Source organism: Pelomonas margarita (assembly GCF_043555875.1).
GTDB lineage: Bacteria > Pseudomonadota > Gammaproteobacteria > Burkholderiales > Burkholderiaceae_C > Pelomonas > Pelomonas margarita.
On the sequence record NZ_JBIGHW010000007.1, the window covers coordinates 262,453 to 287,209 of the forward strand.

At 70.7% G+C, this 24,757-nt stretch carries 26 protein-coding genes; 13 read left to right on the plus strand and 13 right to left on the minus strand.

Annotated elements, in window-relative coordinates:
* Positions 1–49: 49 nt before the first annotated feature.
* From ACG0Z3_RS14790 to ACG0Z3_RS14805, 4 genes are read left to right on the plus strand one after another with little or no spacing between them, the layout of a single operon-like run.
* Positions 50–673, plus strand: a complete 624-nt coding sequence (locus ACG0Z3_RS14790) for an RNA polymerase sigma factor (RefSeq protein WP_394398704.1) — start codon at positions 50–52, stop codon at positions 671–673.
* Positions 670–1,275, plus strand: a complete 606-nt coding sequence (locus tag ACG0Z3_RS14795) for an anti-sigma factor family protein (RefSeq protein ID WP_394398706.1) — start codon at positions 670–672, stop codon at positions 1,273–1,275. Before ACG0Z3_RS14790 ends, ACG0Z3_RS14795 begins: the two co-directional genes overlap by 4 nt.
* Positions 1,272–2,468, plus strand: coding sequence for a S8 family peptidase (locus ACG0Z3_RS14800; protein WP_394398708.1), 1,197 nt, complete (start codon positions 1,272–1,274; stop codon positions 2,466–2,468). Before ACG0Z3_RS14795 ends, ACG0Z3_RS14800 begins: the two co-directional genes overlap by 4 nt.
* Positions 2,468–3,163, plus strand: coding sequence for a TorF family putative porin (locus tag ACG0Z3_RS14805; protein ID WP_394398710.1), 696 nt, complete (start codon positions 2,468–2,470; stop codon positions 3,161–3,163). Before ACG0Z3_RS14800 ends, ACG0Z3_RS14805 begins: the two co-directional genes overlap by 1 nt.
* On the opposite strand, the gene ACG0Z3_RS14810 is transcribed toward ACG0Z3_RS14805, so the two are convergent.
* Both ACG0Z3_RS14810 and ACG0Z3_RS14815 read right to left on the minus strand, forming a co-directional pair.
* Positions 3,160–4,341: a PQQ-dependent sugar dehydrogenase gene (locus ACG0Z3_RS14810; protein ID WP_394398712.1), complete on the minus strand. Its 1,182-nt coding sequence runs from the start codon at positions 4,339–4,341 to the stop codon at positions 3,160–3,162. The genes ACG0Z3_RS14805 and ACG0Z3_RS14810 overlap by 4 nt on opposite strands.
* Before the next feature lie 66 nt (positions 4,342–4,407).
* Complete coding sequence (locus ACG0Z3_RS14815) at positions 4,408–5,811, minus strand: M28 family metallopeptidase (protein WP_394398714.1); 1,404 nt, start codon at positions 5,809–5,811, stop codon at positions 4,408–4,410.
* Between the two features lie 59 nt (positions 5,812–5,870).
* On the opposite strand from ACG0Z3_RS14815, the gene ACG0Z3_RS14820 reads away from it, so the two are divergent.
* The 4 genes from ACG0Z3_RS14820 to ACG0Z3_RS14835 all read left to right on the plus strand — a co-directional run bounded on the left by ACG0Z3_RS14820 (position 5,871) and on the right by ACG0Z3_RS14835 (position 8,140).
* Positions 5,871–6,455 carry a hypothetical protein gene (locus ACG0Z3_RS14820; RefSeq protein ID WP_394398716.1) on the plus strand — a complete coding sequence of 195 codons (585 nt, stop codon included), beginning with the start codon at positions 5,871–5,873 and terminating at the stop codon, positions 6,453–6,455.
* A gap of 287 nt (positions 6,456–6,742) precedes the next feature.
* Complete coding sequence (locus ACG0Z3_RS14825) at positions 6,743–6,934, plus strand: hypothetical protein (RefSeq protein WP_394398718.1); 192 nt, start codon at positions 6,743–6,745, stop codon at positions 6,932–6,934.
* A gap of 67 nt (positions 6,935–7,001) precedes the next feature.
* The gene (locus ACG0Z3_RS14830) at positions 7,002–7,238 is read left to right on the plus strand and encodes a hypothetical protein (RefSeq protein WP_394398720.1); all 237 of its coding nucleotides are present in this window, start codon (positions 7,002–7,004) and stop codon (positions 7,236–7,238) included.
* Positions 7,239–7,306: 68 nt separating this feature from the next.
* Positions 7,307–8,140 carry an HDOD domain-containing protein gene (locus ACG0Z3_RS14835; RefSeq protein WP_394398722.1) on the plus strand — a complete coding sequence of 278 codons (834 nt, stop codon included), beginning with the start codon at positions 7,307–7,309 and terminating at the stop codon, positions 8,138–8,140.
* Here the strand turns inward: ACG0Z3_RS14835 and ACG0Z3_RS14840 are convergent.
* Both ACG0Z3_RS14840 and ACG0Z3_RS14845 read right to left on the minus strand, forming a co-directional pair.
* Complete coding sequence (locus ACG0Z3_RS14840; protein ID WP_394398724.1) at positions 8,125–8,772, minus strand: PEP-CTERM sorting domain-containing protein; 648 nt, start codon at positions 8,770–8,772, stop codon at positions 8,125–8,127. The two genes, ACG0Z3_RS14835 and ACG0Z3_RS14840, sit on opposite strands and share 16 nt — an antisense overlap.
* Before the next feature lie 113 nt (positions 8,773–8,885).
* Entirely contained in the window at positions 8,886–9,368 is a 483-nt protein-coding gene (locus ACG0Z3_RS14845; protein WP_394398726.1) for an Lrp/AsnC family transcriptional regulator, read from the minus strand.
* A 53-nt stretch (positions 9,369–9,421) separates the two neighbouring features.
* On the opposite strand from ACG0Z3_RS14845, the gene ACG0Z3_RS14850 reads away from it, so the two are divergent.
* Both ACG0Z3_RS14850 and hppD read left to right on the plus strand, forming a co-directional pair.
* Positions 9,422–10,174, plus strand: a complete 753-nt coding sequence (locus ACG0Z3_RS14850) for a substrate-binding periplasmic protein (RefSeq protein WP_394398728.1) — start codon at positions 9,422–9,424, stop codon at positions 10,172–10,174.
* 118 nt (positions 10,175–10,292) lie between these two features.
* On the plus strand, positions 10,293–11,429 hold the full coding sequence (gene hppD, locus ACG0Z3_RS14855; RefSeq protein WP_394398730.1) for a 4-hydroxyphenylpyruvate dioxygenase: 1,137 nt from the start codon (positions 10,293–10,295) through the stop codon (positions 11,427–11,429).
* On the opposite strand, the gene ACG0Z3_RS14860 is transcribed toward hppD, so the two are convergent.
* On the minus strand, positions 11,384–12,244 hold the full coding sequence (locus ACG0Z3_RS14860; protein ID WP_394398732.1) for an esterase/lipase family protein: 861 nt from the start codon (positions 12,242–12,244) through the stop codon (positions 11,384–11,386). The genes hppD and ACG0Z3_RS14860 overlap by 46 nt on opposite strands.
* Positions 12,245–12,279: 35 nt before the next feature.
* Here ACG0Z3_RS14860 and ACG0Z3_RS14865 point away from each other — a divergent pair, with 35 nt between their 5' ends.
* The gene (locus ACG0Z3_RS14865; RefSeq protein ID WP_394398734.1) at positions 12,280–12,981 is read left to right on the plus strand and encodes a DUF8198 family protein; all 702 of its coding nucleotides are present in this window, start codon (positions 12,280–12,282) and stop codon (positions 12,979–12,981) included.
* Positions 12,982–13,045: 64 nt separating this feature from the next.
* Positions 13,046–14,788 carry a long-chain-fatty-acid--CoA ligase gene (locus ACG0Z3_RS14870; RefSeq protein ID WP_394398736.1) on the plus strand — a complete coding sequence of 581 codons (1,743 nt, stop codon included), beginning with the start codon at positions 13,046–13,048 and terminating at the stop codon, positions 14,786–14,788.
* A gap of 53 nt (positions 14,789–14,841) precedes the next feature.
* On the opposite strand, the gene ACG0Z3_RS14875 is transcribed toward ACG0Z3_RS14870, so the two are convergent.
* The 4 genes from ACG0Z3_RS14875 to purE are packed head-to-tail and all read right to left on the minus strand — an operon-like array spanning position 14,842 to position 18,456.
* Entirely contained in the window at positions 14,842–15,792 is a 951-nt protein-coding gene (locus ACG0Z3_RS14875) for an SGNH/GDSL hydrolase family protein (protein WP_394398738.1), read from the minus strand.
* 29 nt (positions 15,793–15,821) lie between these two features.
* Positions 15,822–16,805 carry an L-threonylcarbamoyladenylate synthase gene (locus ACG0Z3_RS14880; RefSeq protein WP_394398740.1) on the minus strand — a complete coding sequence of 328 codons (984 nt, stop codon included), beginning with the start codon at positions 16,803–16,805 and terminating at the stop codon, positions 15,822–15,824.
* Positions 16,805–17,992 (minus strand): 5-(carboxyamino)imidazole ribonucleotide synthase, encoded by a 1,188-nt coding sequence (locus ACG0Z3_RS14885; protein WP_394398742.1) that lies wholly within the window; start codon positions 17,990–17,992, stop codon positions 16,805–16,807. The genes ACG0Z3_RS14880 and ACG0Z3_RS14885 overlap by 1 nt, the downstream gene beginning before the upstream one ends.
* Positions 17,992–18,456: a 5-(carboxyamino)imidazole ribonucleotide mutase gene (gene purE, locus ACG0Z3_RS14890; RefSeq protein ID WP_394398762.1), complete on the minus strand. Its 465-nt coding sequence runs from the start codon at positions 18,454–18,456 to the stop codon at positions 17,992–17,994. The genes ACG0Z3_RS14885 and purE overlap by 1 nt, the downstream gene beginning before the upstream one ends.
* A 112-nt stretch (positions 18,457–18,568) precedes the next feature.
* Here purE and ACG0Z3_RS14895 point away from each other — a divergent pair, with 112 nt between their 5' ends.
* Positions 18,569–19,519, plus strand: coding sequence for a tetratricopeptide repeat protein (locus tag ACG0Z3_RS14895; protein ID WP_394398744.1), 951 nt, complete (start codon positions 18,569–18,571; stop codon positions 19,517–19,519).
* A 52-nt stretch (positions 19,520–19,571) separates the two neighbouring features.
* On the opposite strand, the gene ACG0Z3_RS14900 is transcribed toward ACG0Z3_RS14895, so the two are convergent.
* From ACG0Z3_RS14900 to ltrA, 4 genes are all read right to left on the minus strand, one after another.
* Positions 19,572–21,215 (minus strand): serine/threonine protein kinase, encoded by a 1,644-nt coding sequence (locus ACG0Z3_RS14900; RefSeq protein ID WP_394398746.1) that lies wholly within the window; start codon positions 21,213–21,215, stop codon positions 19,572–19,574.
* A 60-nt stretch (positions 21,216–21,275) separates the two neighbouring features.
* Complete coding sequence (locus tag ACG0Z3_RS14905; protein ID WP_394398748.1) at positions 21,276–22,397, minus strand: hypothetical protein; 1,122 nt, start codon at positions 22,395–22,397, stop codon at positions 21,276–21,278.
* 22 nt (positions 22,398–22,419) lie between these two features.
* Complete coding sequence (locus ACG0Z3_RS14910) at positions 22,420–23,316, minus strand: phosphoribosylaminoimidazolesuccinocarboxamide synthase (RefSeq protein ID WP_394398750.1); 897 nt, start codon at positions 23,314–23,316, stop codon at positions 22,420–22,422.
* A gap of 118 nt (positions 23,317–23,434) precedes the next feature.
* Positions 23,435–24,757 (minus strand): group II intron reverse transcriptase/maturase (gene ltrA / locus ACG0Z3_RS14915; protein WP_394398752.1); only part of this gene is annotated, 1,323 nt, incomplete at its 5' end.

The following is a 24,757-nucleotide window of genomic DNA, read 5'->3' on the forward strand; positions in this document are numbered from 1 at the left end:
GCGAGCCTGCGGCTTGAACCTGCCAGCGCCGGCAGGGTACACACGCCGCATGTCCATCTGGTCCAGCCTCCGAACCCCACGCCAGGCGCCGTCGCCCACCGAACGGGGCGCGGCCGCCGATGCCGTCGAGCTGGCGCTGCTGGCCGGCGTGAAACGCGGCCGCCGGGCCGATTTCGACGCGCTCTACCGCCTCTACCACCCCCGCCTGTGGCGCTTCCTGACGCAGCTGCTGCGCCAGCCTGACGCCATAGAGGAGGCGTTGAACGACACACTGCTGGTGGTGTGGCAGCGCGCCGACAGCTTCGACGGGCGCAGCAAGCTGTCGACCTGGATCTTCGGCATCGCATACCGCAAGGGCCTGAAGGCGCTGAGCCGGCAAGACCTGCCCGTGGACGATGAGGGCGTGCCCGAGGCCGCCGACACCGGGCCCGGGCCCGAGCAGCAGCTGGGCCAGGTGCAGCTGCGCGAGCGGCTTCGCGAGGCCATGGGCGAGCTGTCGCCCGAGCACCGGGCCGTCGTGGAGCTGTGCTACTTCCACGACATGGCCTACGGGGAGATCGCCGACGTGGTGGGCTGCCCAGCCGAGACCGTGAAGACACGGATGTTTTATGCGCGGCGCCGGCTGCGCACCTTGCTCGACGACCTGGCCGGGCATGGAGGAGCGTTGTCATGAGCGTGGTCATCCCGATGGAACACGACGAGCACGCGGCCGCGCAGGCCCTGCTGCCCTGGTTTGCGCGCGGCCAGCTGGACGAGGCCGACACGGCCAAGGTGCAGCGGCACCTGGTGCACTGCGCGCTGTGCCGCGACGAGCTGGCAGCCGAACGCCCGATGCAGGCCCTGCTGGCCGGCGCCGAGGCGCCTGCGGGGGGCGACGTGGAAGCCGGCCTGGCCCGGCTGCACGCCCGCCTGCAACCGCTCCCCCCCCGGCGCGAGGCGCCGCGCTGGATGCCCTGGGCGCTGGGCCTGCAAGGGGCGGCCTGTGTGCTGCTGCTGACGCTGTGGCTGCAGGCGCCGCCGCAAGCACCGGCCTACGAAGGCCTATCGGCGGCCGGCGCGGCGCCGGTGGCGGCGGACGCCCTGGTGATGTTCAAACCCGGCACCACCGAGCAGGCGCTGCGCGAGCTGCTGCAGGCGCAGGGCGCCCGCGTGGTGGCCGGCCCGACCGAGACGGGCGCCTGGCTGCTGCGCGTGGACGCCCGCGGCCTGGCCGCGCTGCGGGCCGCGTCCATCGTGCAGCTGGCCGAGCCGCTGCAACCGGGGCCGGCGCGATGAGGGGCCTCGTGCTGGGCTTGCAGCTGCTGTTGCTGCTGGCCTGCGGCCTGGTGGGCGGGCCGGTCGCGGCGCAGGCCGAGGAGGCACAGCGGCAGGTGCTGGTGATGCTGCAACTGCCCAAGGCGCACTACCGGCCCGACGGCAGCTACGCAGGCCACTACGGCGCCGGCATGGGCCGGCAGTCCCGCCAACAGGTCGCGCAGAGCCTGGCGGGCCAGCACGGCCTGGAGATGCGCAGCGAATGGCCAATGCCACTGGCCGGTGTGGACTGCTTCGTCATGCAGCTGCCTGCCGGCGACCGACGCTCCTCGGCCGACGTGGCGCGTACCGTGTCGGAGGACCGCCGCGTGGCCTGGGCCCAGCCGGTGGGCCTCTACCAAGCCGAGGGCAGCAGCGCCCAGGAGCCGCTGTACGCCGCCCAGCCGGTGGCCCAGCAATGGCGGCTGGCCGAGCTGCACCGCGTGGCCACGGGCCGCGGCGTGCGCGTGGCCGTGGTGGACAGCGGCGTCGAGACCCGCCACCCCGACCTGGCCGGGCAGGTGGTGCACAGCCAGAACTTCGTCGGCGACCAGCCGCCGCCGGCAGAGCACCACGGCACGGCGGTAGCCGGCATCATTGCGGCGCGGGCCGACAACGGCGCCGGCATCGCCGGCATCGCGCCGCAGGCCAGGCTGCTGGCGCTGCGCGCCTGCTGGCAGGCCAGCCCGGCGCAGACGCTTTGCACCGGCCTGGGCCTGGCCAAGGCCTTGTACGCCGCCATCCAGCAGGGCGCCCACATCATCAACCTCAGCCTGGGCGGGCCGGACGACCGGCTGCTGGCCCTGCTGCTGGACCAGGCCCAGGCGCGCGGCGCCACCGTCGTTGCCGCGCTGCCGATCCGCGACGCGCCCTTCCCGGCCAAGCATCCGGGCGTGCTGGTGGTGGGCAGCGCACCGCCGGTGCCCAGCGGCGCGCTGCTGGCGCCCGGGCGTGACGTGCCCAGCACCGCGCCGGGCGGCGGCTGGGCGGTGGTGACGGGCAGCTCCTTCGCGGCAGCCCACGCCGCCGGCCTGCTGGCGCTGGCCCGCGAGCTGGACGGGCGCGCTACGCTGGTGAGCACCGCGCAGGGCCGCATCGACAGCTGTGCAACGCTGGCCCGCTGGGCCGGGCAGCATCACGCCGCCTGCACAGCGGTCGTGCACACTGCGGAGTGATGCCCGCCGCCCGCCTGCTGCCCCTGTTCCTGCTGCTGATGGGCGCTGCGCGCGCCGATGTCGGCATGACGCTGTCCCTGCAGAGCGATGCGCGCGAGCGCGGCCAGTCCTACAGCGACAACCAGCCGGGCGCGCAGCTGGGCCTGGGCTGGGACGGCACGGGCGGCTGGTATGCCGGCCTGTCGCTGACGCACGTGCGCTTCGATGCCACCCGCCGGGGCCGCTGGTGGCGGGCCTATGGCGGCCGGGTGATCACGCTGCGGCCCGGGCTGGACGCCGAGGCTGGCCTGGTGCTGCACCGCTACGAACGGCTGTCACGCTACGACCACGCCGAGGCCTTTGCCGGCCTGCTGGGCGAGGGCTGGCAGCTGCGCCTGCATGGCGCGCCCAACCACTACGGCAGCGGCCAGCGCAGCGTCTACCTCGAGGCCAATATGCGCTGGCCCGCCACAGCGCCGTTGGCCTGGCTGGCCCATGCGGGCGTGCTGCACGCCACGGGCAACTCGCGCTGGGGCCGCCCTCGGAACGCAGACGGCCCCACGCGCGCCGACCTGCGCGCGGGCGGCTCGTGGCAGCTGGGCGAGGCCGTGGAGGTGCAGGCTGCCTGGGTCTGGGCCAGCCGCGGCGGGCCGGTCATGGGCGCGGCCGCCACGCGCCGCAGCACGGCGCAGCTGACCCTGAGCGCGGCGTTCTAGCGCGCGACGCGGATCAAGCGCCCGCCGTCGGTCAGCAACACCAAGGCGCCGTCCGGCGCCACCTTGACGGCACGGATGCGCTGGCCCAGGTCGTCGAACAGCTTCTCGCGCGCCGTCACGCTGTTGCCCGACAACGTGAGCCGCCACAGGGCCTGGCCGGCGAGCGCCCCCACGAAGAGGTTGCCCTGCCACTCCGGGAACAGGGCGCCCTCGTAGAAGGCCATGCCGGCGGGCGCAATGGAGGTCGGCACCCACCACGTGAGCGGCTCGACGAAGCGCGGCGCATGCGTGCCGCCGCCGATGGCACAAGCAGTGCCCACCGGGTCGCCGTAATTGCAGCCGTAGCTCACCATGGGCCAGCCGTAGTTCGCGCCAGCCCGGGCGATGTTGATCTCGTCGCCGCCCTGCGAGCCATGCTCGCTGACCCACAACTCACCGGTGCTTGGGTGCAGCGCCGCGCCCTGCGGGTTGCGGTGGCCCAGGCTCCACAGCCCCGGCCGGGCGCCGGCACCGAAGCTGGGGTTGTCAGTGGGCAGGCTGCCGTCGCGGTTCACGCGCACCACCTTGCCCAGCGTCTGAGCCAGGTCTTGGGCGGGGCTGCCGAGCTGGCGGTCGCCCAGCGTGATGAACAGCGTCTTGTCACGCCCGAACACCAGCCGCGAGCCGTAATGGCCGCCGCCACTGACCTTGGGCGCCTGGCGGAAGATGACCGTCAGCCCCTGCAGCGCATTGCCCACCAGCTGGGCACGCGCGACCGCCGTGCCGGAGCGGCCGGCCTCGGCACCGCTGCCGGGCTCCGAGTAGCTGAGGAACACGTGGCCAGTGCTGGTGAAGTCGGGGTCCAGCGCCACGTCCAGCAGGCCGCCCTGGCCGGCGCTGTCCACGACGGGCGCGCCGCTGACGGGCTGGCTGGTGTTGTAGTCGGCCGACACCCGCACCACGCTGCCCGCCCGCTGCGTGACCAGCCAGCTGCCATCGGGCAATTGCGCCAAGCCCCAGGGGCTGGACAACTGCACCGGCTGCACGGTGGCGCGCGGCGGGCCACTGGGCACGGGCGGGGGTGTGGTGGCTACCGGTGGCGGGGTCGGGGCAGCGGCCGTGCCACCGCCGCCGCCGCAGCCCGCCAACAGGACCAGACCGAGCAGCAGGCTGAGCGAGCGGGGGATCGATGCAGTCATGGACAACTCCTGACCGCGATGTTGGCGCAAGCCACCGAGGTCCGCGCAAGCAAATGTTGCGGCCGCTCAGCGCTTGGGCAGCGGGAAGCTGGCCAGGCTCGCAAAGCCTTTGCGTGACACCGCCTGCACGCCGAACACCACGTTGTCCTTGCTGACGGGCAGTGTGGCGCGCGTCGTGCGGCCCACATCGCGGGCGTGCTGCCAGGTGGCCGCGTCGGTGTCGCGCCAGACGATGCGGTAGCCGGCCACCTCGGGGTCGTCGCTGGCCAGCCACTCCAGCGTGGAGTCGTTGGTCAGGCCGCTGGCGTCCAGCCGCACACCCTTGGGCGCGGCCGGCGCCCAGGCCAGCGTCGCGAAGCCAGCGAGGTTGGCCCGCGTCACGTCGGCCACATAGGCGAAATCGACGAACTCGGGCAGGTCACCGTAGGTGATGCCGTTTTCCGTCCTCACGTTCTGGTGCTGATGGGAGAAGTTCTCGAAGGGTTCGCTGAAGCGCACCGCCGCATAGCCGCGCTCGAGGAAGGGCAGATGGTCACCGCCGCGCAGGTAGCGGTCGCGGCGCTGGATGAGCTGCACGGTGAAGCCGGGCATGGCCGCCTCGGCGGCCGTCTTCAGGTGGCGGCCCAACTGGTGGGTGGGCAGGTCCTCGTTGCCGCCGGCCTGCAGCAGCGGCAGCAGCTCGGCCTGCATCGCGACAAAGGCCTTCTGGTCGGCGACGGAGGCCGGCCGGTTGGCCTGCGCCTGCAGCAGCAGGCGCACCAGCGGGTCCAGCCCGTCGGCGAACAGCCGCAGTCGCCGGGGGGCGTGCTGGCCGGCATCGCCGCGCGAGCTGCCGACGATGTCGTTGGTGAGCATGGCCTCGACGTTCAGCCCCTGGGCCCTGGCCTCGCGCGCCCACTGCGCCGCGCCCAGCAGGCCCTGCTCCTCGCCCGGCACGGCCATGAACACCAGCGTCGCATCGAATTGGCGGCGCGCCATCACGCAGGCCAGCTCCATGATGACCGCCGTGCCCGAGGCGTCGTCGTTGGCGCCGGGCGAGTCGCCCAGGCTGTCCATCACATCGCTGTTACGCGAGTCGTAGTGGCCGCTGACGACCAGCAGCCTGTCCTTGCCGGCGCCGCTGCCTGGCAGCGTGGCGACGACGTTGACCAGCTCTGTGGGCCGGGGCACGCGATTGCCGGCGGGCTCGATGAAGCTCTGCGCCTCCACCCGCAGCCGCCCGCCGGACGCCTTGGCGCAGGCCTGCAGCTCGGCCGTGATCCAGCGCCGCGCGGCGCCGATGCCGCGCGTGTCGGAGGCGATGTCGGACAACGTGTGCCGCGTGCCGAAGCCGACCAGCTTGCGGATGCGTGCCTCGATGCGCGCGGGGCTGACCTCAGCCAGCATGGCCTGCAGCTCGTCGGCGCTGCCCTGCGCGGGGGCGGCCGTGGCGAACAGGGAAAGAACGAGCGCGCTGAGTCGATAGGTCATGCGGCGCATTCTGCGGCCGGCGGCAAACCCCAGGTGAACACTCATTTATCATGCCCCCCATGCCCAGCGCCCCCCGCGACGTCGCGCAGATCCGCTTGGACAACGCGATGCGGCTGTTCGAAGAGTTCGTCAGCGCCACCGTCAAACACCCCGATGCCGCCACCCTGCGTGGCCTCGAGCGTCGCTTCGCCGAGAAGCTGCAGATCCAGCCCAGCTACTGGAGCCAGATCAAGGGCCGCTCGCGCCAGATCGGCGAGCGGCTGGCGCGCCAGTTCGAGCAGCTGTGCCACAAGACGCCCGGCTGGATGGACCTCGAGCACGGCGCCGTGGCCACGCCAGCGCCGCTGACCTCCATGGCCGCGGCCATGGGCCATGTGGCCCCGCCGCCCCCCGAGCCCTCGCCCAGCCTGCCGCAGGACGACGACGAGCGCTTCATCGTGGGCCTGGTGCTGACCTACTACCGCCGCCACCCTCAGCGCGCCCGCACGCGGCTGCTGGACCTGCTCAGCGAGGTGCTCACCCCCGAGCCCGCCGCGGCCCCGCGTGTGGCCCCCCAGCCCGCAGCTCCCAGCCCGCAAGCCGAGCTGGACGACTGGCGCAAGCTGCAGTCCGGCATCGCGCCGCTGAAAACCAAGAAGCGCTGACCCCAGCGCGTCTGCGTCCGCCAACGGCCGGCCTCCCCAAGCTTGGGGAAGATGGATAAATTCCACTTGCGCAAGATCAACGTTTGTTTATCATTTGCGCAAGTTGTGGTGCTGCAGTCCTCGCGCCACGACGAGTGCCCCTCCCACCATCCCTGACCCGCCCGGCCCGCGCTGCTGCCCTGCACGCGCCCCCGGCGCGCCGACCTCTTGCCGCAAACGCCAGGCCCCGACGGGTCGAGCCGCTGCATTGCCCGCCGCCCACGCGGCCTTCACCGGAGTTTTTGCCCATGCCCCAGTTCACCTCGCCACGCCCGCTGCAGATCAAGCTGCGCAAGCCCCGCAATCCCATGGTCGCGCCGGCGCTCAAACGCCAGGCCGGCCGACACCAGAGCGCCACCGACGCCCACGCGCTACGCCAGCAGGCCCGCCTGGAACTGCGACGACTGCTGCGCGACCGCTTCCCCGACGACAGCCCCTGAATCAGCCGCACCACCTGCCCCTCGATCCATGTGATGAGGGCCGCCGGCAGGTGCCAAGGAGACCCTCATGAGATTGATCGAACTGCGCGGCCCCGACGCCGCCGACACCCACGACGCCTGGGCCTGCCGCTGGGTCCGCCTCAAGCGCGCGGCGCGCGCGATCCGGCTGGTGTTCGCCCCCGCCCACCGCCGCCGGCGCCCCCGCAGCCAGCTGGAGTTCTACGCCGAGGCCGGCGCGCCGGAGGGCGCGCTGTATGCCGATGGCGAACTGACCGCGCAGCTGGACGGCGTGCGCAGACTGTGAACTGAGTGGTGAAAAGGGGGCGCACGCGGTGAACGCGCGCCCCCGCATCGGCCTAGCATCGGGCCACCATGCCCGTGCGCCCCCCCATCGCCGCTCCGCTGCCCAGCCTTGATGCCTGGGTCAACGCCTTTGCCAGCGCCGAGATCCCGGTGCTGGCCGAGACGGCCGAGGCGCTGGAGCTGATGCGCGCCAACGAGGACGATGTCGACGCCCACGGGCTGGCCGAACTCATCGTGACCGACCCGCTGATGTCGCTGAAGGTCATCGCCCGCGCCAGCGAACTCAAGCGCGGGCGGCTGATGGCCGACACCGAGACGGTGACGGCCGCACTGGTGCTGATGGGCATCACGCCCTTCTTCCGCGCCTTTGGCCCGCAGCCGACCATGGAACAGGCGCTGGCCGGCCATGACGAAGCGCTGATGGGTCTGGCGCGCGTGATGCAGCGCGCCGAGCGGGCCTCACGCTATGCACTGGGCTTCGCGGCCCACCGCGCCGACCCTGATGCCGCCGTCATCCACAGCGCAGCGCTGCTGCACGACTTCGCTGAGATGCTGCTGTGGCTGCACGCGCCGGACCTGGCGCTGCAGATCGCCGCGCTGCAGGACGCCGACCATTCGCTGCGCAGCACGGCCGCGCAGTGCCAGGTGCTGGGCATCGAACTGGCCGACCTGGAGCAGGCACTGATGCAGCGTTGGCACCTGCCGGACCTGCTGATGCGCATCACCAACGACAAACACGCGCGGGACCCGCAAGTGCGCTGCGTGCACCTGGCCGTGCGCCTGGCGCGGCACACGGCCCGCGGCTGGGACGACGCCGGCGTGCCGGACGACCTGCACGACATCGCCGAGCTGCTGAACCTCAACGAGGCCCATGCGCTGAAGCTACTTCACGAGTTCGACTGACGGCGGCGGCGGTACAGGGCCACCAGGCCCAGGCCGCCCAGCAGCATCGCCGCGCTGGCCGGCTCCGGCACCGGCGTGGCCGTGAAGTTGGCGTTGTTGGGCGCGAAATCGGAGATGGCGGACACGCCGGCGAAGGTCGTGTTGCGCGGCCACAGGTTGAAGGTGTAGTCCAGCTTGTTGGCAAAACCGGTGCTGGGCAGCAGCGCGCCGCTGACGGTGGCGGTGATGGTCTTGCCGCTGATGACGACCGAGCCCGTCGGCAGCGCGCCGGCACCGGCCACGGTGCCCGTGCCGTTGGCGTTGAGTAGGACGACGCGGTCGAAGCGCACGCCGTTCAGGCCCAGGTTGTTGGCGAAGCTGGCAACGCCGGCGCCGCGATTCACGCCCCAGACGTACAGGCCGGTGGCGGTGGTGCCGACGTTGCCGTCCATCGTGGCCTTCAGCGTGAAGGTGTCGGTGCTGGCGTTGTAGAGCACGGTGGCGGCGACGACGTCCAGGTCGGCGCTGTTGGCGGCACTGCCGGCGAAGGTGGCGAGGAAGTCGCCCTGGGGATCGGTGACGCCGTCCAGCGCGTGGCTGGCCAGCGGCAGGCCCAGCAGGGCGAGGGCGGCGGTGTGAGCGAGAAGACGCATGCAGAACTCCTGAGGTGGATGGGCTGACAGGGCCCGCCGCAGGCTGCGGCGTCGACCCTGGCCATGAGTTCTGCCCGGCATCGCGCCGGTTCAAGCGCCGTCGCCTCACCCCCCTAGACTGGTACTGCGGTCGTGTTCTTCAGCCGCTCCAGCACGAAGCTGGTCTTGCAGTCCTGCACGCTGGGGTGCATCAGCAGCGTGTCGCTGATGAAGCGGGCGTAGTGCTGCATGTCCTGCACCAGCACGCGCAGCAGGTAGTCCATCTCACCGGTCAGCGCGGCGCACTCCACCACCTCGGGCCAGGTCTGCACAGCGGCACGAAAGAGGTCGCGCGGGTTGCGCAGCGGGCTCTCGGTCTGCTTTTCCAGCCGCACGTTGAGGTAGGCCGTCAGGCCCAGGCCCACGCGCTCGGGTGGCACCAGCGCCACGTAGCTGCCGATGACACCCGCCTCCTCCAGCCGGCGCACGCGGCGCAGCACGGCGGACGACGACAGCCCGGCCTCGGCGGCCAGCGCGTCGTAGGTCAGGCGGCCGTCGGCCTGCAGCGCGCGCAGGATGCGGCGGTCGATGGCGTCGAGGTCGAGGGGAGCGTCCATGCGGGAAATTGTGCAGCCTTCGCGCGTCGGCGCCACCTACAGTCGGGCGGGTCGTGAAAGCCCTGCTCGCCCTGCTGCTCGCCACCGCCCTGCCGGCGCAGGCGGACGAGATCGTGCTCGCGTCACCGGACTACTGGTGCCCGTTCAGCTGCAAGGCCGGCGCCGCGCAGGAAGGTTTCACGGTGGACATCGTGCGCGAGATCTTCACCGCCGCCGGCCACCGGGTGAGACTGGTCAACCAGAACTACAGCCGCGCCCTGCTCGATGTGCGCGCCGGCGTCTACACGGCCACGCCGTCCACGCTGCGCGACGAGGCGCCGGACTTCGTCTTCCCCGACCAGCCCATCTCGCGCAACCGCTATTGCATCTACACCCGGCCCGACAGCGCCTGGCGCTACCGGGGCCCGGCCAGCCTGGACGATCTGGCGCGGGTGGGTGTCATCCGCGACTACTCTTACGGGCAGGCGCTGGACGCGGCCATCAAGTCGGCGCCGCAGCGTTTCGAGGTGCACACCGGCGACGGCCTGACCGAGCGCATGCTGCGCCGGCTGCAGCTGGGCCGCATAGACGCCTTCATCGAGGAAGAAAACCTCGTGGCCTACACGCTGAAGCAGCAGCCCGGGCTGGAGGCGCGCAACGCCGGCTGCGAAGCGCCCAGCTATGCCTATCTGGCCCTGTCACCACGGCACCCGCAGGCGCACAGCCATGCGCGCACCTTCAGCGACGGCATGGCCAAGCTGCGCCGCAGCGGGCGCCTGAAAGCCATCCTGGCGAGCTACGGCCTGCCCGAATGGCCGGCGCCATAGCGTCACACTACGCATGAATATTGCGCCACATCAAAACACGGCGCCACAGATTGCATGAATTCTGCGGATTCGGCGCCGCAGAATTTTCAGCTTCCACAGCACAGCTCACGAGGCAGACATGGCCAAGTTCACCCCCTGGGACAACCCCATGGGCACCGACGGTTTCGAGTTCATCGAGTTCGCCGCGCCCGACCCGGCCGCCCTGGGCGAGCTGTTCCGCACGATGGGTTTCACGGCCGTGGCCCGCCACCGCCACAAGAACGTGACGCTGTACCGCCAGGGCGGCGTCAACTTCATCATCAACGCCGAGACCGACTCCTTCGCGCAGCGCTTCGCGCGGCTGCACGGCCCGTCGATCTGCGCCATCGCCTTTCGCGTCGAGAACGCGGCCCACGCTTACCAGCGCGCGCTGGAGCTGGGCGCCTGGGGCTTCGACAACAAAGCCGGCCCGATGGAGCTGAACATCCCGGCCATCAAGGGCATCGGCGACTCGCTGATCTATTTCGTCGACCGCTGGCAGGGCAAGGGCGGCGCCAAGCCAGGCGCCATCGGCAACATCAGCATCTACGACGTGGACTTCGTGCCACTGCTGGACGCGGCCGGCCAGCCGGTCGATGCCAACCCCGTCGGCCACGGCCTGACCGAGATCGACCACCTGACGCACAACGTCTTCCGTGGCCGCATGAAGGAATGGTCGGAGTTCTACGAGCGCTTCTTCAACTTCCGCGAGGTGCGCTACTTCGACATCGAGGGCAAGCTCACGGGCCTCAAGAGCAAGGCCATGACCAGCCCCTGCGGCAAGATCCGCATCCCCATCAACGAGAGCTCCGACGACAAGAGCCAGATCGCCGAGTATCTGGATCTGTACCACGGCGAAGGCATCCAGCACGTGGCGCTGGGCACCACCGACATCTACAAGTCGGTCGAGGGCATGAAGGGCACGGGCGTGGTGTTCCAGGACACCATAGCCACCTACTTCGACCTGATCGACAAGCGCCTACCCAACCACGGCGAAAACGTCGCCGAGCTGAAGCGCTTGCGTATTCTCATCGACGGCGCCACGCACCTGGGCGTGGACAACGAGCTGCTGCTGCAGATCTTCACAAAGGAAGTGATCGGCCCGATCTTCTTCGAGCTCATCCAGCGCAAGGGCAATGAGGGCTTCGGCGAGGGCAACTTTAAGGCGCTCTTCGAGAGCATCGAGCTCGATCAGATCCGCCGCGGCGTGCTGAAAGAAGAAGCCAGCGCGTCCTGAACGAGCTGCCAGGCCTCGGGCGCATGCACGAGGCCCATGTGGCCCACGCCGTCCAGCCGGTGCGCCCGCGCGCCGGGCAGCACGGCGCGCTCAGCCGGGTTGACGATCTGGTCGCAGGGCGTCCAGAGGCAGTCCACATCCGGCAATCCCGGCAGCTCCGCCAGCCAGGCGCTGCCTTGGCGCATCTGCGCCGCGTTGACGCCCAGCCCCAACGCCGCCATGCGCGTGCCCTGATGCGGTGAGCCCAGCGTGATAACGCGCGGCGTCGCGTGCCCGGCGCCATATTTGCGCCACCAGGCCCGCAGGGCCAAGCCGCCCATGCTGTGCGCGCACAGCAGTGGCATCCGGCCGGTCAGGCGCTTGAGCTGCTGCACGCCGGCCTCGATCTCATCGGCATAGGTGTCGATGCTGCCGAACGCCGGCTCCAGCGTCGGCGCGACGAAGGCCACACCCTGCGCGCGCAGACGCAGCATCCAGCCATTCCAGCGCCCGCGGTTGCACGAGAAGCCATGCACCAGCAGCACGCCCTGCGTGGCGCCGGCGGGCAGGTGATCGGGCTCGGCCCACTCCCGCCACGGCTGGCGCCAGGAGAACGCCAGCTCGCTGGCGGCGACCTCACCGGCCCAGGCCCGCAAGAGCTGACCCCACGCCGGCGCCGGCCGGTTGACCCAGCGCAGCTGCGCAAAGCCAAGCGCCAGCACGGCGGCATGCAGGCCCAGCGTCGCCACGCCCCAGGCCCAGCCGAAGCGCCAGCCCACCCACAGCGCCACGGCCAGCCGCAGCAACACCCAGATCCTCTGCAGTCGTGCATTCATCGCCACAGTGTAGGAAGGCAGAATCAGTGCGCTCCATGGACTCTCTAAGCGCCGAATCCCTGCTGACCGAACTGCATGCCGTCGACGCCGAGCGCGCCCGGCGCGCCGCCGACCCCGCGCTTCAGGCGCGCGTGCAGTCCCTGAAGGCCTACCAGCAGAAGCGCTTCGCCCACACCTACGCCGACCTGCTCAGCCACTCGCGCTACGAGGCCGCCACGCGCTTCTTCCTGCACGAGCTCTACGGCCCAGGCGACTACCGCCAGCGCGATGCGCAGTTCGCCCGCGTCATCCCCACGCTGACCCGGCTGTTCCCCGACGAGGTGGTGGACACCGTCGCCAAGCTCGCACGCCTGCATGCGCTGTCGGAACGCCTGGACACCCGCATGGCCGAGCACCTGGCATCAACCGCCATCACGGCGCCGGACTACGCCCTCGCGTGGCGCGCCTGCGGCGAGCCGGCCGCGCGCCAGCAGCAGATCGCACTGACGATGGCCGTCGGCGAGTCGCTGGACCGACTCACGCGCAAGCCGCTGCTGCGGCAGTCCCTGCGGCTGATGCGCGGCCCGGCGCAGATGGCCGGCCTTGGCACACTGCAGACCTTCCTGGAGACCGGCTTCGACACCTTCCGCGCGATGCGCGGCGCAGCCGAGTTCCTGTCCACTGTGCGACAGCGCGAGGACACATTGGCACGCGCCCTCTTTCAAGCCGATACCGACGTCCTAGGGCAACTCCCCTAGCTCGATGTAACCGGCAGTCCCACCATCGGCGGCTTCACGCAGAGCACGCCAAAAGGGCCCGCCGATGACCGCCGTTCTTGCCGACGTCCCGCATGTGACATCTCGCGCCAAACCGTGGCTGGCGAGCTATCCGGCCGGCGTGCCGTCGCAGGTTGACACCAGCGCCTACCGCTCGCTGGTGGAGTTGCTGGAGGCCGCGTTCCGCCAGCATGCGCGCCGCGACGCCGCCATCTGCATGGGCCAGCGCATGCGCTTTGACGAGATGGACCGGCTGTCCGTGCAGCTGGGTGCGTGGCTGCAGGCCCAGGGGCTGAGGCAGGGCGACCGCGTCGCCCTCATGATGCCCAACGTGCTGCAGTACGGCGTGGCCATCGCCGCCATCCTGCGGGCCGGCTTTGTCGTCGTGAACGTGAACCCGCTGTACACGCCGCGCGAGCTGGAGCACCAGCTGAAGGACTCGGGCGCCCGCGCCATCGTCGTGCTGGAGAACTTCGCGCACACGCTGGCCGAGGTCATCAACGCGACCGACGTGCACCACGTCGTGCTCGCCTCCATGGGCGACCTGCTGAGCTGGTGGAAGGGCCCGCTGATCAACTTCGCCGTGCGCCACCTGAAGAAGATGGTGCCGGAGTTCCGCCTGCCTGTCGGCGACGGCCGCACTGTCGTGCGCTTCAACGAGGCGCTCAGCCACGGTGAGCGCCTGCACCTGAAGAAGCCCGAGCTCGGCCCCGACGACGTTGCCTTCTTGCAGTACACCGGCGGCACCACCGGCGTGTCCAAGGGCGCCACGCTGCTGCACCGGAACATCGTCGCCAACATCCTGCAGGTGGAGGCCTGGTTCCAGCCCATGCTGTCCACCGTGCCCGGCTACGACAACGGCGACGTGCAGTTCACCAACGTCTGCGCGCTGCCGCTGTATCACATCTACGCGCTGACGGCCTGCTTCATGCTCGGCGCACGCATGGGCCACCTGAACATCCTGGTGCCCAACCCGCGCGACATCCCCGGCTTCATCGAGACGCTGCGCGGCCACAAGATCCACATCTTCCCGGCCGTCAACACGCTGTTCAACGCGCTGGCCAACGAACCCGCCTTCGCGCGGCTGGATTTCTCCGAGCTGACCATCTCCAACGGCGGCGGCATGGCCGTGCAGCAGGCCACGGCCGAGCGCTGGCTCAAGGTCACCGGCTGCCCGGTCGTCGAAGGCTACGGCCTGTCCGAGACCTCGCCGGCCGCCACCATCAACCGGCTGGACATCCGCGCCTTCAACGGCAGCATCGGCCTGCCCATCTCGGGCACCGAGATCACCATCCGCGACGACGACGGGCAAGACCTGCCCCTGGGCGAACGCGGCGAGATCTGCATCCGCGGCCCCCAGGTCATGGCCGGCTACTGGCGCCGCCCGGACGAGACGGCCAACGTCATGTACGACGACGGCTTCTTCAAGAGCGGCGACATCGGCATCATGGACGAGCGCGGCTACGTGCGCATCGTCGACCGCAAGAAGGACATGATCCTCGTCAGCGGCTTCAACGTATACCCGACCGAGATCGAGCAGGTCGTCGGCATGCACCCGGGCGTGCTGGAATGCGCCGCCGTCGGTGTGCCGGACGCCAAGTCCGGCGAAGCCGTCAAGCTGTTTGTCGTCAAGAGCGACCCGGCGCTGGCCGAGGAAGACTTGACCAGCTACTGCGCCCAGCAGATGACGGCCTACAAGCGGCCTAAGTTCATCGAATTCCGCGACGAGCTCCCCAAGAGCAACGTCGGCAAGATCCTGCGCCGCGAGCTGCGAACCAACACCGCCTGACGGTTTGCCAGGCCGGCGCCAGGCCTGCAGTCTGGCGCCGCAACAACGAATGATCAGAACGGGTTGTTCTTGGCGCGCGTCAGCGCCAGCATGCCGATGCGCTGCTGCGCGGTCGGGCCCAGCAGCGTGTCGCCGGCCCACAGCCAGGTCGACGACGCGTCCGCCTTCAGCGTCTCCGTCGTGCAGTCCTGCGGTGCCACGTCGCTGCGGCAGGCCGCCTGCGTGACGTCCGAGTAGCCGAAGGCGGCCGGGAAGCGGGCGATCTGCTGGATGGTCTCGTCCACCAGCACCAGGCCCACCAGGCGGCCGTCGTTCAGCAGGTTCAGGCGCATCTCGACGTTGAAGGCCACGCTGAGCTGGTCCAGGAAGGCGGCGCGGTCGATGTCGGTCTGCTGCAGGCGCTCGTTCTGGCCGAACGGCGTCAGGCCCACGTCGAAGATGGTGGCAATGACCACGCGGCCATTGGCGTTGGCGATGCGGTTGGCCTGCTGGGCCAGCAGCCTGCCGCGTGCCTTGGCCTCGTTGATCAGCGAGTCCTTGTTGACGGCCGGGAACTGGCGGTACAGCTCCACGATGTCGTTCACGCCCACCATGATGGACACCAGGTCCTTGGGACCGAAACGGTCGTTGGACAGGTGCTCGTCGATCTTGTCGCGAACGTCCGCCACCTTGGCGCCAGCGGCCGCGTACATGATGCCCTGGGGCAGCGCCACGAAGGACGTGTTGCACTGCGAGTAGACGAAGCCGAAGCCGCTGGCCAGCACCTGCGTCCAGACCGGGTTGCCCGCGCACTCCACCTGGCGCGTGTCGGCGTTCAGGCCGTTGATGGTGTACTTCTTGCCGCTCTGCAGGATGGTGCCGCTTTCGTCACCGAAGGCAATGATGCGGTTGGGCGCAAACGGCTCGATCTGTGCGGTGCCCCCGCCGCCACAGCCGGCGAGCAGCGCTGCGACCGCCATCGCGGCCAGTCCGCGCTTCAGTTTCTTCGAGACAACACGTTGCATGGCGATCAATTCAGGGACAGGGGGAAAACTCAATCGGTGAAGGCGGCGGCAGCCCGGCTGAGCCGGTCACGGACGCCATCCCAGGCCGGATCATGCGGAGGCGCCTCGACCCAGATCTCCCGGGCGCCAGCCGCATCCAGCGCCCGCAGCACCGCGAACAACTCGTGGGCCGCCGTGGCCGGGTCGGACGGCTGGGCCTGCCAGCGCCAGGCCGGCAACCGGGCGCGTGAATATACCGCCAGCCCTTCCAGGCTCCCGCTGGCGGCCGCTGCCGCCAGACGTAAAGAAAGACCGTCGGCATCCAGCAGCCGCACGCGGGCAGCCGGCGCGTAGTGCGCGGCCAGCGTGCCGGAGGCCTTGGGCGCCGTCGCATCGGGCTCGGCCAGCGGCTGGCCCAGCGCCGCCTCGATGCGCGCGCGGCTCAGCAGGCCCGGGCGCAGCAGCGCCGGGCGGGCACGGCTGCAGTCCACGATACTGGACTCGATGCCCACCTCGCAGGCGCCACCATCCAGCACCAGCAGCCCGGGGCCGAATTCCTCGCCGACATGGGTCGCCAGCGTCGGGCTCACGCGACCGAAGCGGTTGGCGCTGGGCGCAGCCACGCCCAACACGCCCAGGTCGCGCGCGGCGGCCAACACCGCACGCGCCACCGGGTGCGCCGGCGAGCGCAGCGCCACCGTGGCCTGGCGCCCGGCAGCGGCCTCGGCCATGCCGGGCGCGCGCGGCACGATGACCGTCAGCGGCCCCGGCCAGAAGGCGTCCATCAGCCGGCGCGCGGTGTCGGGCAGGTGATCGGCAAACGGCTCGGCGCCCGCAGCGTCCAGCACATGGACGATGAGCGGGTGATCGCTGGGCCGCCCCTTGGCCGCGAAGATCTTGGCGACGGCCTCGTCGCGGTCGGCCCGCGCGGCCAGGCCGTAAACGGTCTCGGTGGGCAGCCCCAGCAGCTCACCGTCGGCCAGGCGGCGCGCGGCGGCCTCAACGGCGGCGGGGTCGGTGCCGGGCTGCAGCATCAGAAGTCGGTCGGCAGGCCGAGGATGAGGGCCGCCTCCAGCGCGATCAGGTGCGCCGCCTCGGCCGTGGCGGCCGTGATGTTGAGGTGCCCCATCTTGCGGCCGTGGCGCGCCTCGGCCTTGCCGTACAGGTGCAGGTGAGTACCCGGCAGGGCCAGCACGCGGTCCCAGGCTGGCGGCGTCGGGCCGCCCTCCTCACTGAACCACAGGTCGCCCAGCAGGTTCAGCATGACGGCGGCCGAATGCTGGCGCGGCTCGGGCAGCGGCAGGCCGGCCAGCGCCCGCACCTGCAGCTCGAACTGCGACGCGCTGGCGCCGTTCATCGTCCAATGGCCGGAGTTGTGCGGGCGTGGCGCCATCTCGTTGACGACCAAGCGGCCGTCATGCAGCCAGAAGAACTCGATGCACAGCACACCGACGTAGCCCAACGCCTCGGCCACTTGGCGGGCGGCGGCCACGGCCTGCTGCTGCACGTCAGTCGGCACGGCGGGCGCCGGCACCTCGGTAACGGACAAGATGCCGCCGCGGTGCAGGTTCTGCTGCACCGGGTAGTTCACCAGCTGGCCGTCGGCGCCGCGCGCCACCAGCACGCTGAGCTCGGCCTTCAGGGGCAGCAGCTGCTCCAGCACGCAGGGCACGCGCTTCAGATCATTCCAGGCTGCAGCCAGCTCGACGGCTGTACTCACGCGCACCTGGCCCTTGCCGTCGTAGCCCATGCGGCTGGTCTTGAGGATGCCGGGCAGCAGCGCCGGATCCACGGCCGCGAGCTCGATGTCGTTGGTGATGACAGCATGCGGCGCGCACGGTACGCCGGCCGACTCGAAGTGCGCCTTCTCGACCGCACGATCCTGACACACGGCCACGCTGGCCGCTGCCGGCGCCACCGTGCGCATGCCGGCCAGCGTTTCCAGCGCCAACGCCGGCACGTTCTCGAACTCGGTGGTGATGGCGTCGCAGTCTCGCGCCAGCTGGGCCAGGCCGAAGGAGTCCAGGTAGTCGGCCTGGATGTGCTGCTCAGCCACGGCGCCGGCGGGGCTGATGGCATCCGGGTCCAGCACCACGCAACGGTAGCCAAGCGCCTGGGCGGCGTGCACGAACATGCGGCCAAGCTGGCCACCGCCCAGGACGCCCAGCGTCGCCTGACGCGATTCGCCCACGACCGAGGCGCCAGGAAGCAGCGCCGTCATCAGCGGAGATCCTCGGTCATAGCCTGGGCCACAGCGGTCTGCTTCGCGCGGAAGGCGTTCAGCTTCTCCAGCAGCGCTGCGTCGCCCGTGGCCAGCATGGCCACGGCGAACAGCGCCGCGTTGGCCGCGCCGGCAGCGCCGATGGCGAAGGTCGCGACCGGGATGCCCTTGGGCATCTGCACGATGGAGTGCAGCGAGTCCACGCCCTGCAGGTGGCGGCTGGCCACCGGCACGCCCAGGACGGGTACGGTCGTCTTGGCGGCCAGCATGCCCGGCAGGTGGGCCGCGCCGCCGGCGCCAGCGATGATGGCCTTCAGGCCCCGGCCGCTGGCGGCCTCGGCATAGGCGAACATCTCGTCGGGCATGCGGTGGGCCGACACGACCCGCGCCTCGAACGTGACACCGAACTCGGTCAGAATCTCGGCCGCCAGCTTCATCGTGTCCCAGTCGCTGCTGGAGCCCATGACGATGCCGATGACGGCGTCAGGGTTCGTGGGGGCTGAGATGGACAAGACGCACTCCGAGGGCCAGAAAAGCCTTGAATTGTAGAAGCCGGGGCCTCAACTCCCTCCGACCATGATCGACATCACCCTCCAGAACTTCGAAGCCGAACTCATCGTCGCGTCCCAGACCCAGCCCGTGCTGCTGGACATCTGGGCGCCGTGGTGCGGCCCCTGCCGCACGCTGGGCCCCGTCCTGGAGAAGCTGGAGACAGCCTACGCGGGCCGTTTCACGCTGGCCAAGCTCAACAGCGACGAGGTGCCCGAGATCGCCTCGCAGCTCAGCCAGATGTTTGGCGTGCGCTCCATCCCGTTCTGCGTGATGTTTGCGGGCGGCCAGCCGGTGGACGGCTTCGTCGGTGCCATCCCCGAGGCGCAGATCCGCGAGTTCCTGGACAAGCATGTGCCGCCCGGCGAGGAACTGCCCGCAGAGGACGAGGCGCCCGCCGAAGCCGAAGCCGAAGTCGATGCCGACCTCGAAACCGCGCTGGGCAAGCTGGCCCACGCCGTGCAGGCCGACCCGGCCAACGACGCCGCCCGATTCGACTACGTGAAGGCGCTGCTGGAGCTGGGCCTGGTGGCCGAGGCCCGCGAAGCCTTCTCGCCCGTGGCGGCCAAGGCGGCCGACACGCTGGTGCCCTCGCCCCGCCTGGCCGCGCTGGCCACGTGGCTGGCCGCCTGCGAAGCCGCCGCCGCGACCGACACGGCCGCGCTGCAGGCAGCGATCGCCGCCAACAAGCGCGACTTCGACGCCCGCTTTGCGCTGGCCCAGGTCCACCTGGCTGGCCAGCGTTTCACCGAGGCCATGGACGAGCTGCTGGAAATCATCATGCGCGACAAGGCCTGGAACGGCGAGGCTGCGCGCAAGACCTACGTGGCCATCCTGGAGCTGCTGACCAAGCCCGCGCCCAAGCCGGCGGCCGAGGCCAAGACCGGCACGCTGGAACTCGCCGGCAAGGCCGCCGTCGTGCAGAGCGACCCGCTGATCGACAGCTACCGCCGCAAGCTGTCGATGGCGTTGTTCTGACGCGCCAGTCGGCGTTCGATTCGCACGGCGGGCCGGCCCGCAGCCGACAGGCCTAAGGCACGCCGCCGTGGTTGCTGCGCAGCTCGCGCAGCTTGATGCACTCCGCGTCGTTGCGGAACTGCGGCTTCTCGCATTGCCGGTCGATGCACCAGGCACGCGCCAGCAGCACGCGGCCGCCGCAGGCCTCGGCGGCCGTGCGAGGCTCGGCGGCGACCGAGGCTGCCGCGGCCTGCACCGGTGCGGCCACGGCCGAGGCGGCCGGCTCCGGCGCCGCGAACACCGGGCTGCGCGGCACCGGGCGGAACTCACCCGCCTTCTCGGTGACGATGGGCTTGAGCGCCCCGCTCTCCCGCCGGGGTGGCGCCGGTGTCGGCGCCGCTGACGGGCGCGGCGCCGAGGCCGGCCCGGCGAGCGAGACGGTGGTCACCTGGGTCTCGGGCACGGCAACCACCGCACGGGCCGGGGCCGAGGCTGCCAGCGCGGCATCGGCCTGCGAGGCGGGCGAGGACGCCGCGCTGGCGGCCGCATCCACCGGCGCCGGCACCGCAGCCGGCAGGTTGTGGCGCAGCTGCAGCACGAAAGCCCCGAGCAGCGCCACCGCAGCCACGCCGGCTGCGGCCAGCAGCCAGGGCTTGCGGCGGGCCGGTTGCGGCACGACGGGCATGGGCGGCAGATCCTCGGGCAGCCCCTGCACGGTGTCGGCGAACTCGATGTCCAGCCGCCCGGTCGGCACCTCGGCGTCGTCCATGACGGGCGCCGGCCGGGGCGCGGCAGCCTGCAGCGCCCGGGGAGCCGGCACCTCGGCGCGGCCGTCGATGGCCTCGCGCCACGCCGCGGCGCTCGGCGGCCGTTGGTGCGGCGGCACGCGCAGCGCCCAGTCCAGTGCAGCCAGGAAGGCCGGCGAATAGCCGGGCACGGCCAGCGGCGCCAGCTCGTCGCCCATGGCGCGCGCAGTGCAGGGCGGCGGCGGGTGGCCGGTCAGCAGTTCATGCATGACGGCGGCCAGCGCATAGAAGTCCGTCCACGGCCCCTGCCTGAGGCTGGCAGCCTCGGCGTATTGCTCGATGGGCGCGAAGCTGGGCTTGAGGATGGCGGTGAACACCTGCGTGCGGTCGCCAATCGCCTGGCGGGCGGCGCCGAAGTCCAGCAGGATGGGCGGCGCACCGTCGGCGGGCAGGAAGATGTTGTCGGGCGCAACGTCGCGGTGCCACACCTGCTGCGCGTGCAGCGCCTCCAGGCCGCCGAGCACGGCGTCGAACACGCGCCGCGCCCAGGCCTCAGGCGGCGGGGTCGGCAGCGTCTTGCGGCCTTCGCGCAGGTTCTGACCCACCAGTCTGGGCATGGCCATGTAGGCGGTGCCGTTGGCCTCCCAGAAGCGGTAGACCTTGAGCAGCGACGGGTGATCGAAGCGGGCCAGCAGCCGCGCCTCGTTGACGAAGCTGCGCCGGCCCAGCTCGAAGGTGTCGCGCATGGACGTGGAGCGCACCGACACATGCGAGCGCCCGTCGCGTTGCGCGAACTGGCTGGGCATGTATTCCTTGATCGCCACGTCGCGCTCCAGCGCGTGGTCGCGCGCCAGGTAGACGATGCCGAAGCCGCCCACCCCCAGCGTGCCCAGCACCTCCAGCTCGCCGAAACGGGTGCCTGTGGGCAGGGCCAGCAAGGTGTTGTCGGCGTCGTCAGCTGCGGCGGTCATGGCGCGCGAGGGTAACGCAGCACCGCGTGGCCGACAGCCCGAAAAACAGCGACGCGCTGCTCAGCGCGACGGGCTGGCCAGGCCCGCGTCGGCGAGCCGCTGGGCCCATTGCCGGCGCTGGGCAGCGTCGTCGGCCCAGGCCGCCTGGGCGGCATCGGCATGGCGGGCGGCCAGCAGCTCGTCGCGCAGCCGCGCGTAGACCTGGGCCAGCCGGGCGTGCAGGGCGGCGCGCTCGTCGAGGTCACAAAGCGGCGAGTCCTCGGCCAGCACCTCGACGGCCGCCTGGTCGGCCAGCGCGCGGGCCTTCAGGGCCTCGCCGCTATTGGCCCAGCACCAGGCCAGGTCGGCCAGCAGGCTGCCGCCCACGCGGGCCAGGCCGGTGGCCACGGCCTCGGGCAGGTGCGCTTCCAGCAGCACGGCGGCGGCGGCAAAGTCGCCCTGCACAGTGAGCAGCTGCGCGCGCAGCAGCGGCGTCAGGTCGGCCCGGGCAGAGCCGCCCACGGCTTCGTCGAAGTGGCCGATGGAGTCCACGCCCAGCAGGACGGCCGGCGCCTCGCCGGGCTCGCCGGCCAGCGCCGCGTGGCGGATGCGCAGCGCGCGCATCTGGGTCTGGTTGTAGAGCAACGCCGCCAGGCCGGCATCGTCTCCATCCGCACCGGCCGCGCGGCGGCCGAAGGCATACCAACCCGAGGCCGCAGCCGGGTCGCCGGCGAGGTCCCAGGCCATGCCGAGCGCGGAGGCAACGCGGCAGGCGGCGGCGTTGTCGACCGGCGCCGCCAGCGCCGCGGCCGCGTGGGTGACGAGGCGGTCGATGTCGCGGTCGACGAAGGCCATCTGCGCCAGCCACGCGTCGGCCAGCGCCTGCAGCGCCCCCAGGCCAGCCGCAGCAGCCATCACCTGGGCGCGGCGCACGCGGTCACGGGCACCGCCGCCGAAGGCCGCAAAGTAGGCGGCCAGCCCTTCCGCCAGATGCAGCCAGGCCGCCAGCTCGATGCGCGGCTGCACCAGCGCGCGGGCATGCAGGCGGTTCAGTTCCTCGCGGGCCTGGGCCTCACGGCCATGGCGCAGCCACAGGATGGCGCGCTGCACCTGCAGCACGGCGCTGCGCCCCGGCATGGCGGCTACGGCGGCGATCTCGCCATCCAGTCGCTGGGCCAGCCGGCTGCGCAGCTTGACGTTCACGGGTGCACCCTTCGTGCGGCGCTCAGGCCGTCAGCCGCTGCAGCGCTTCCTCGTACTTCTCGACGGTCTTGGCGATGACGCTGGCCGGCAGCGCGGGCGCGGGTGCGACCTTGCCCCAGGGCCGGCCATCCACGGTGGCCTGCTCCAGCCAGTCGCGCACGAACTGCTTGTCGTAGCTCGGGGGGTTGCTGCCGGGCGCGTAGCTCTCGACGGGCCAGTAGCGCGAGGAGTCGGGCGTCAGCACCTCGTCCATCAGCGTCAGCGTGCCGTCGGCGTCCAGGCCGAACTCGAACTTGGTGTCGGCAATGATGATGCCCTTGGTCAGCGCGAAGTCGGCGGCGCGCTGGTAGAGCTGGATGGAGATGTCGCGCACGCGCGCGGCCAGCTCGATGCCAATGATGGCTGCGGCCTGATCGAACGAGATGTTCTCGTCGTGGTCGCCCATCTCGGCCTTGGTGGCGGGCGTGAAGATGGGCGCGGGCAGCTTGTCGGCATTGCGCAGCCCGGCGGGCAGCGCGACGCCGCAGACGCTCTGGGTCTTCTGGTACTCGGCCCAGCCGCTGCCGGCCAGGTAGCCGCGCACGACGGCCTCGATGGGCAGGGGTTTGAGGCGCTTGACGAGCATGGCGCGGTCGCGGATCTGCGCGCGCTCGGCGTCAGTGACGGCGCTCAACGGGTCGTCACCGGTCAGGTGGTTGGGGACGATGCCATCGAGCTTGTCGAACCAGAACAGCGCCATCTTGGTCAGCAGCGCGCCCTTGCCCGGGATGGGCTCACCCATGATGACGTCGAAGGCCGAGAGCCGGTCGCTGGCGATCATCAGGATGCGGTCGTCGCCGACGGCGTAGTTCTCACGCACCTTGCCGCGGCCGAGCAGGGGAAGGGAGGTGAGGCTGGATTCGTAGAGGGCTTGAGACATTAGTAGATGTTGGCCCTTTCGCGGGCCCGTAGGTCGTTAACAGAGCCAACACCCCCGTTCAAACCGTGCGTGCGGATTTCCCGCACACGGCTTACCAGTGGTCCGTCGGCTCGCAGCATTACGCAGATCTCCCTTTGACGGGAGGGTTGCCCGGGTAGCGGATCGTCCCGCGCAGGCGATGCAATCCAAGGCTTTCGAAGTAGTCTCGATCCCAGTGCTGAGCTTGGCCCGGACGCAAGTGGCGGCCCGCCCGCGCGACCCGCAAATTGCGCGGTCGCTGCACGACGAAGCCATCCACGTCACCGAACTGGTCGGCCGCGTTGCCAGTGCGGAAGTACTGCCCCCAGCCACGCAGCACCGGATTGAGCTCGGCCATCACGCTTCGCACCTCCCGATGGCACCACGCTCTCGGAGTCAGCTCCCTCACCCGCTCTCGCACTCGGTTCATGGCCTTTTGGCTTGGCCATCGCTGCAGGTAGTAGCGCTTGAGCCCTTTCTGCTCCAACAGCCGTCCGCTCATGCGCTTGTGCAGGTGGCAGCCCAGGAAGTCGAAGCCTTCCTGGCCTTGCGTCAGCACGACGCGTCGCGTCTTCTGTGGGTGCAATGTCAGCCCCAGTCGGCCCAACACGTGCTCGATTCGGCGTTGCGCCTCTTCGCAGCCCTGCGCCGTGCGGCACATCACCACGAAGTCGTCCGCATATCGCACCAGCGTCCCGAGGTGTGCGCCATGACGCGCCCACACCCGGTCCAACACATGTAGGTAGATGTTGGACAGCAGCGGCGAGATTACACCGCCCTGCGGCGTTCCTGCCACCGGGTGGCTCACCACACCGTCTTCCATCACGCCCGCCCGCAGCCACTGCCTCACCAGATTGAGCATCCGCCGGTCACTCACCCGCTGGCCCACCAGCACCAGCAGTTTGTCGTGTTCGATGTTGCCGAAGTAGTTCTCGATGTCAGCAACCAGCACGTGATCCACGCCGTGGGCTCCCAGTTTCCTGAGTTCCTCCAGCGCCATCGTTGCACTGCGTCCGGGTCGGAACCCATACGAGCACGGCTTGAAGTCCTCCTCGAAGATGGGCTCCAGCACCAGCTTGGCCGCCATCTGCACCACTCGGTCTCGCACAGTCGGGATGCCCAGTGGCCGCTTCCTTGCATCTGCCTTGGGGATGTAGGTGCGCCGCACGACCTGCGCCCCGTACTCACCTGCGCGCAGCACCTCGCCCAGCTCCTCCAGGAAGCGCCGGACTCCATACTGCTCGACTTCGCCGATCGTCACCCGATCAGCGCCCGCTGCGCCCTTGTTACGGCGCGCTCGCTTCCACGCCTCGTGCAGGATGTCAGCCCTGCACACATGGTCGTACAACGCATGGAAGCGCCTTCCCGGAGCCCGCTTGGCTGCGGCCCAGAGCTGCCTTCGCAGTTGTCGCACTTTGTCGCT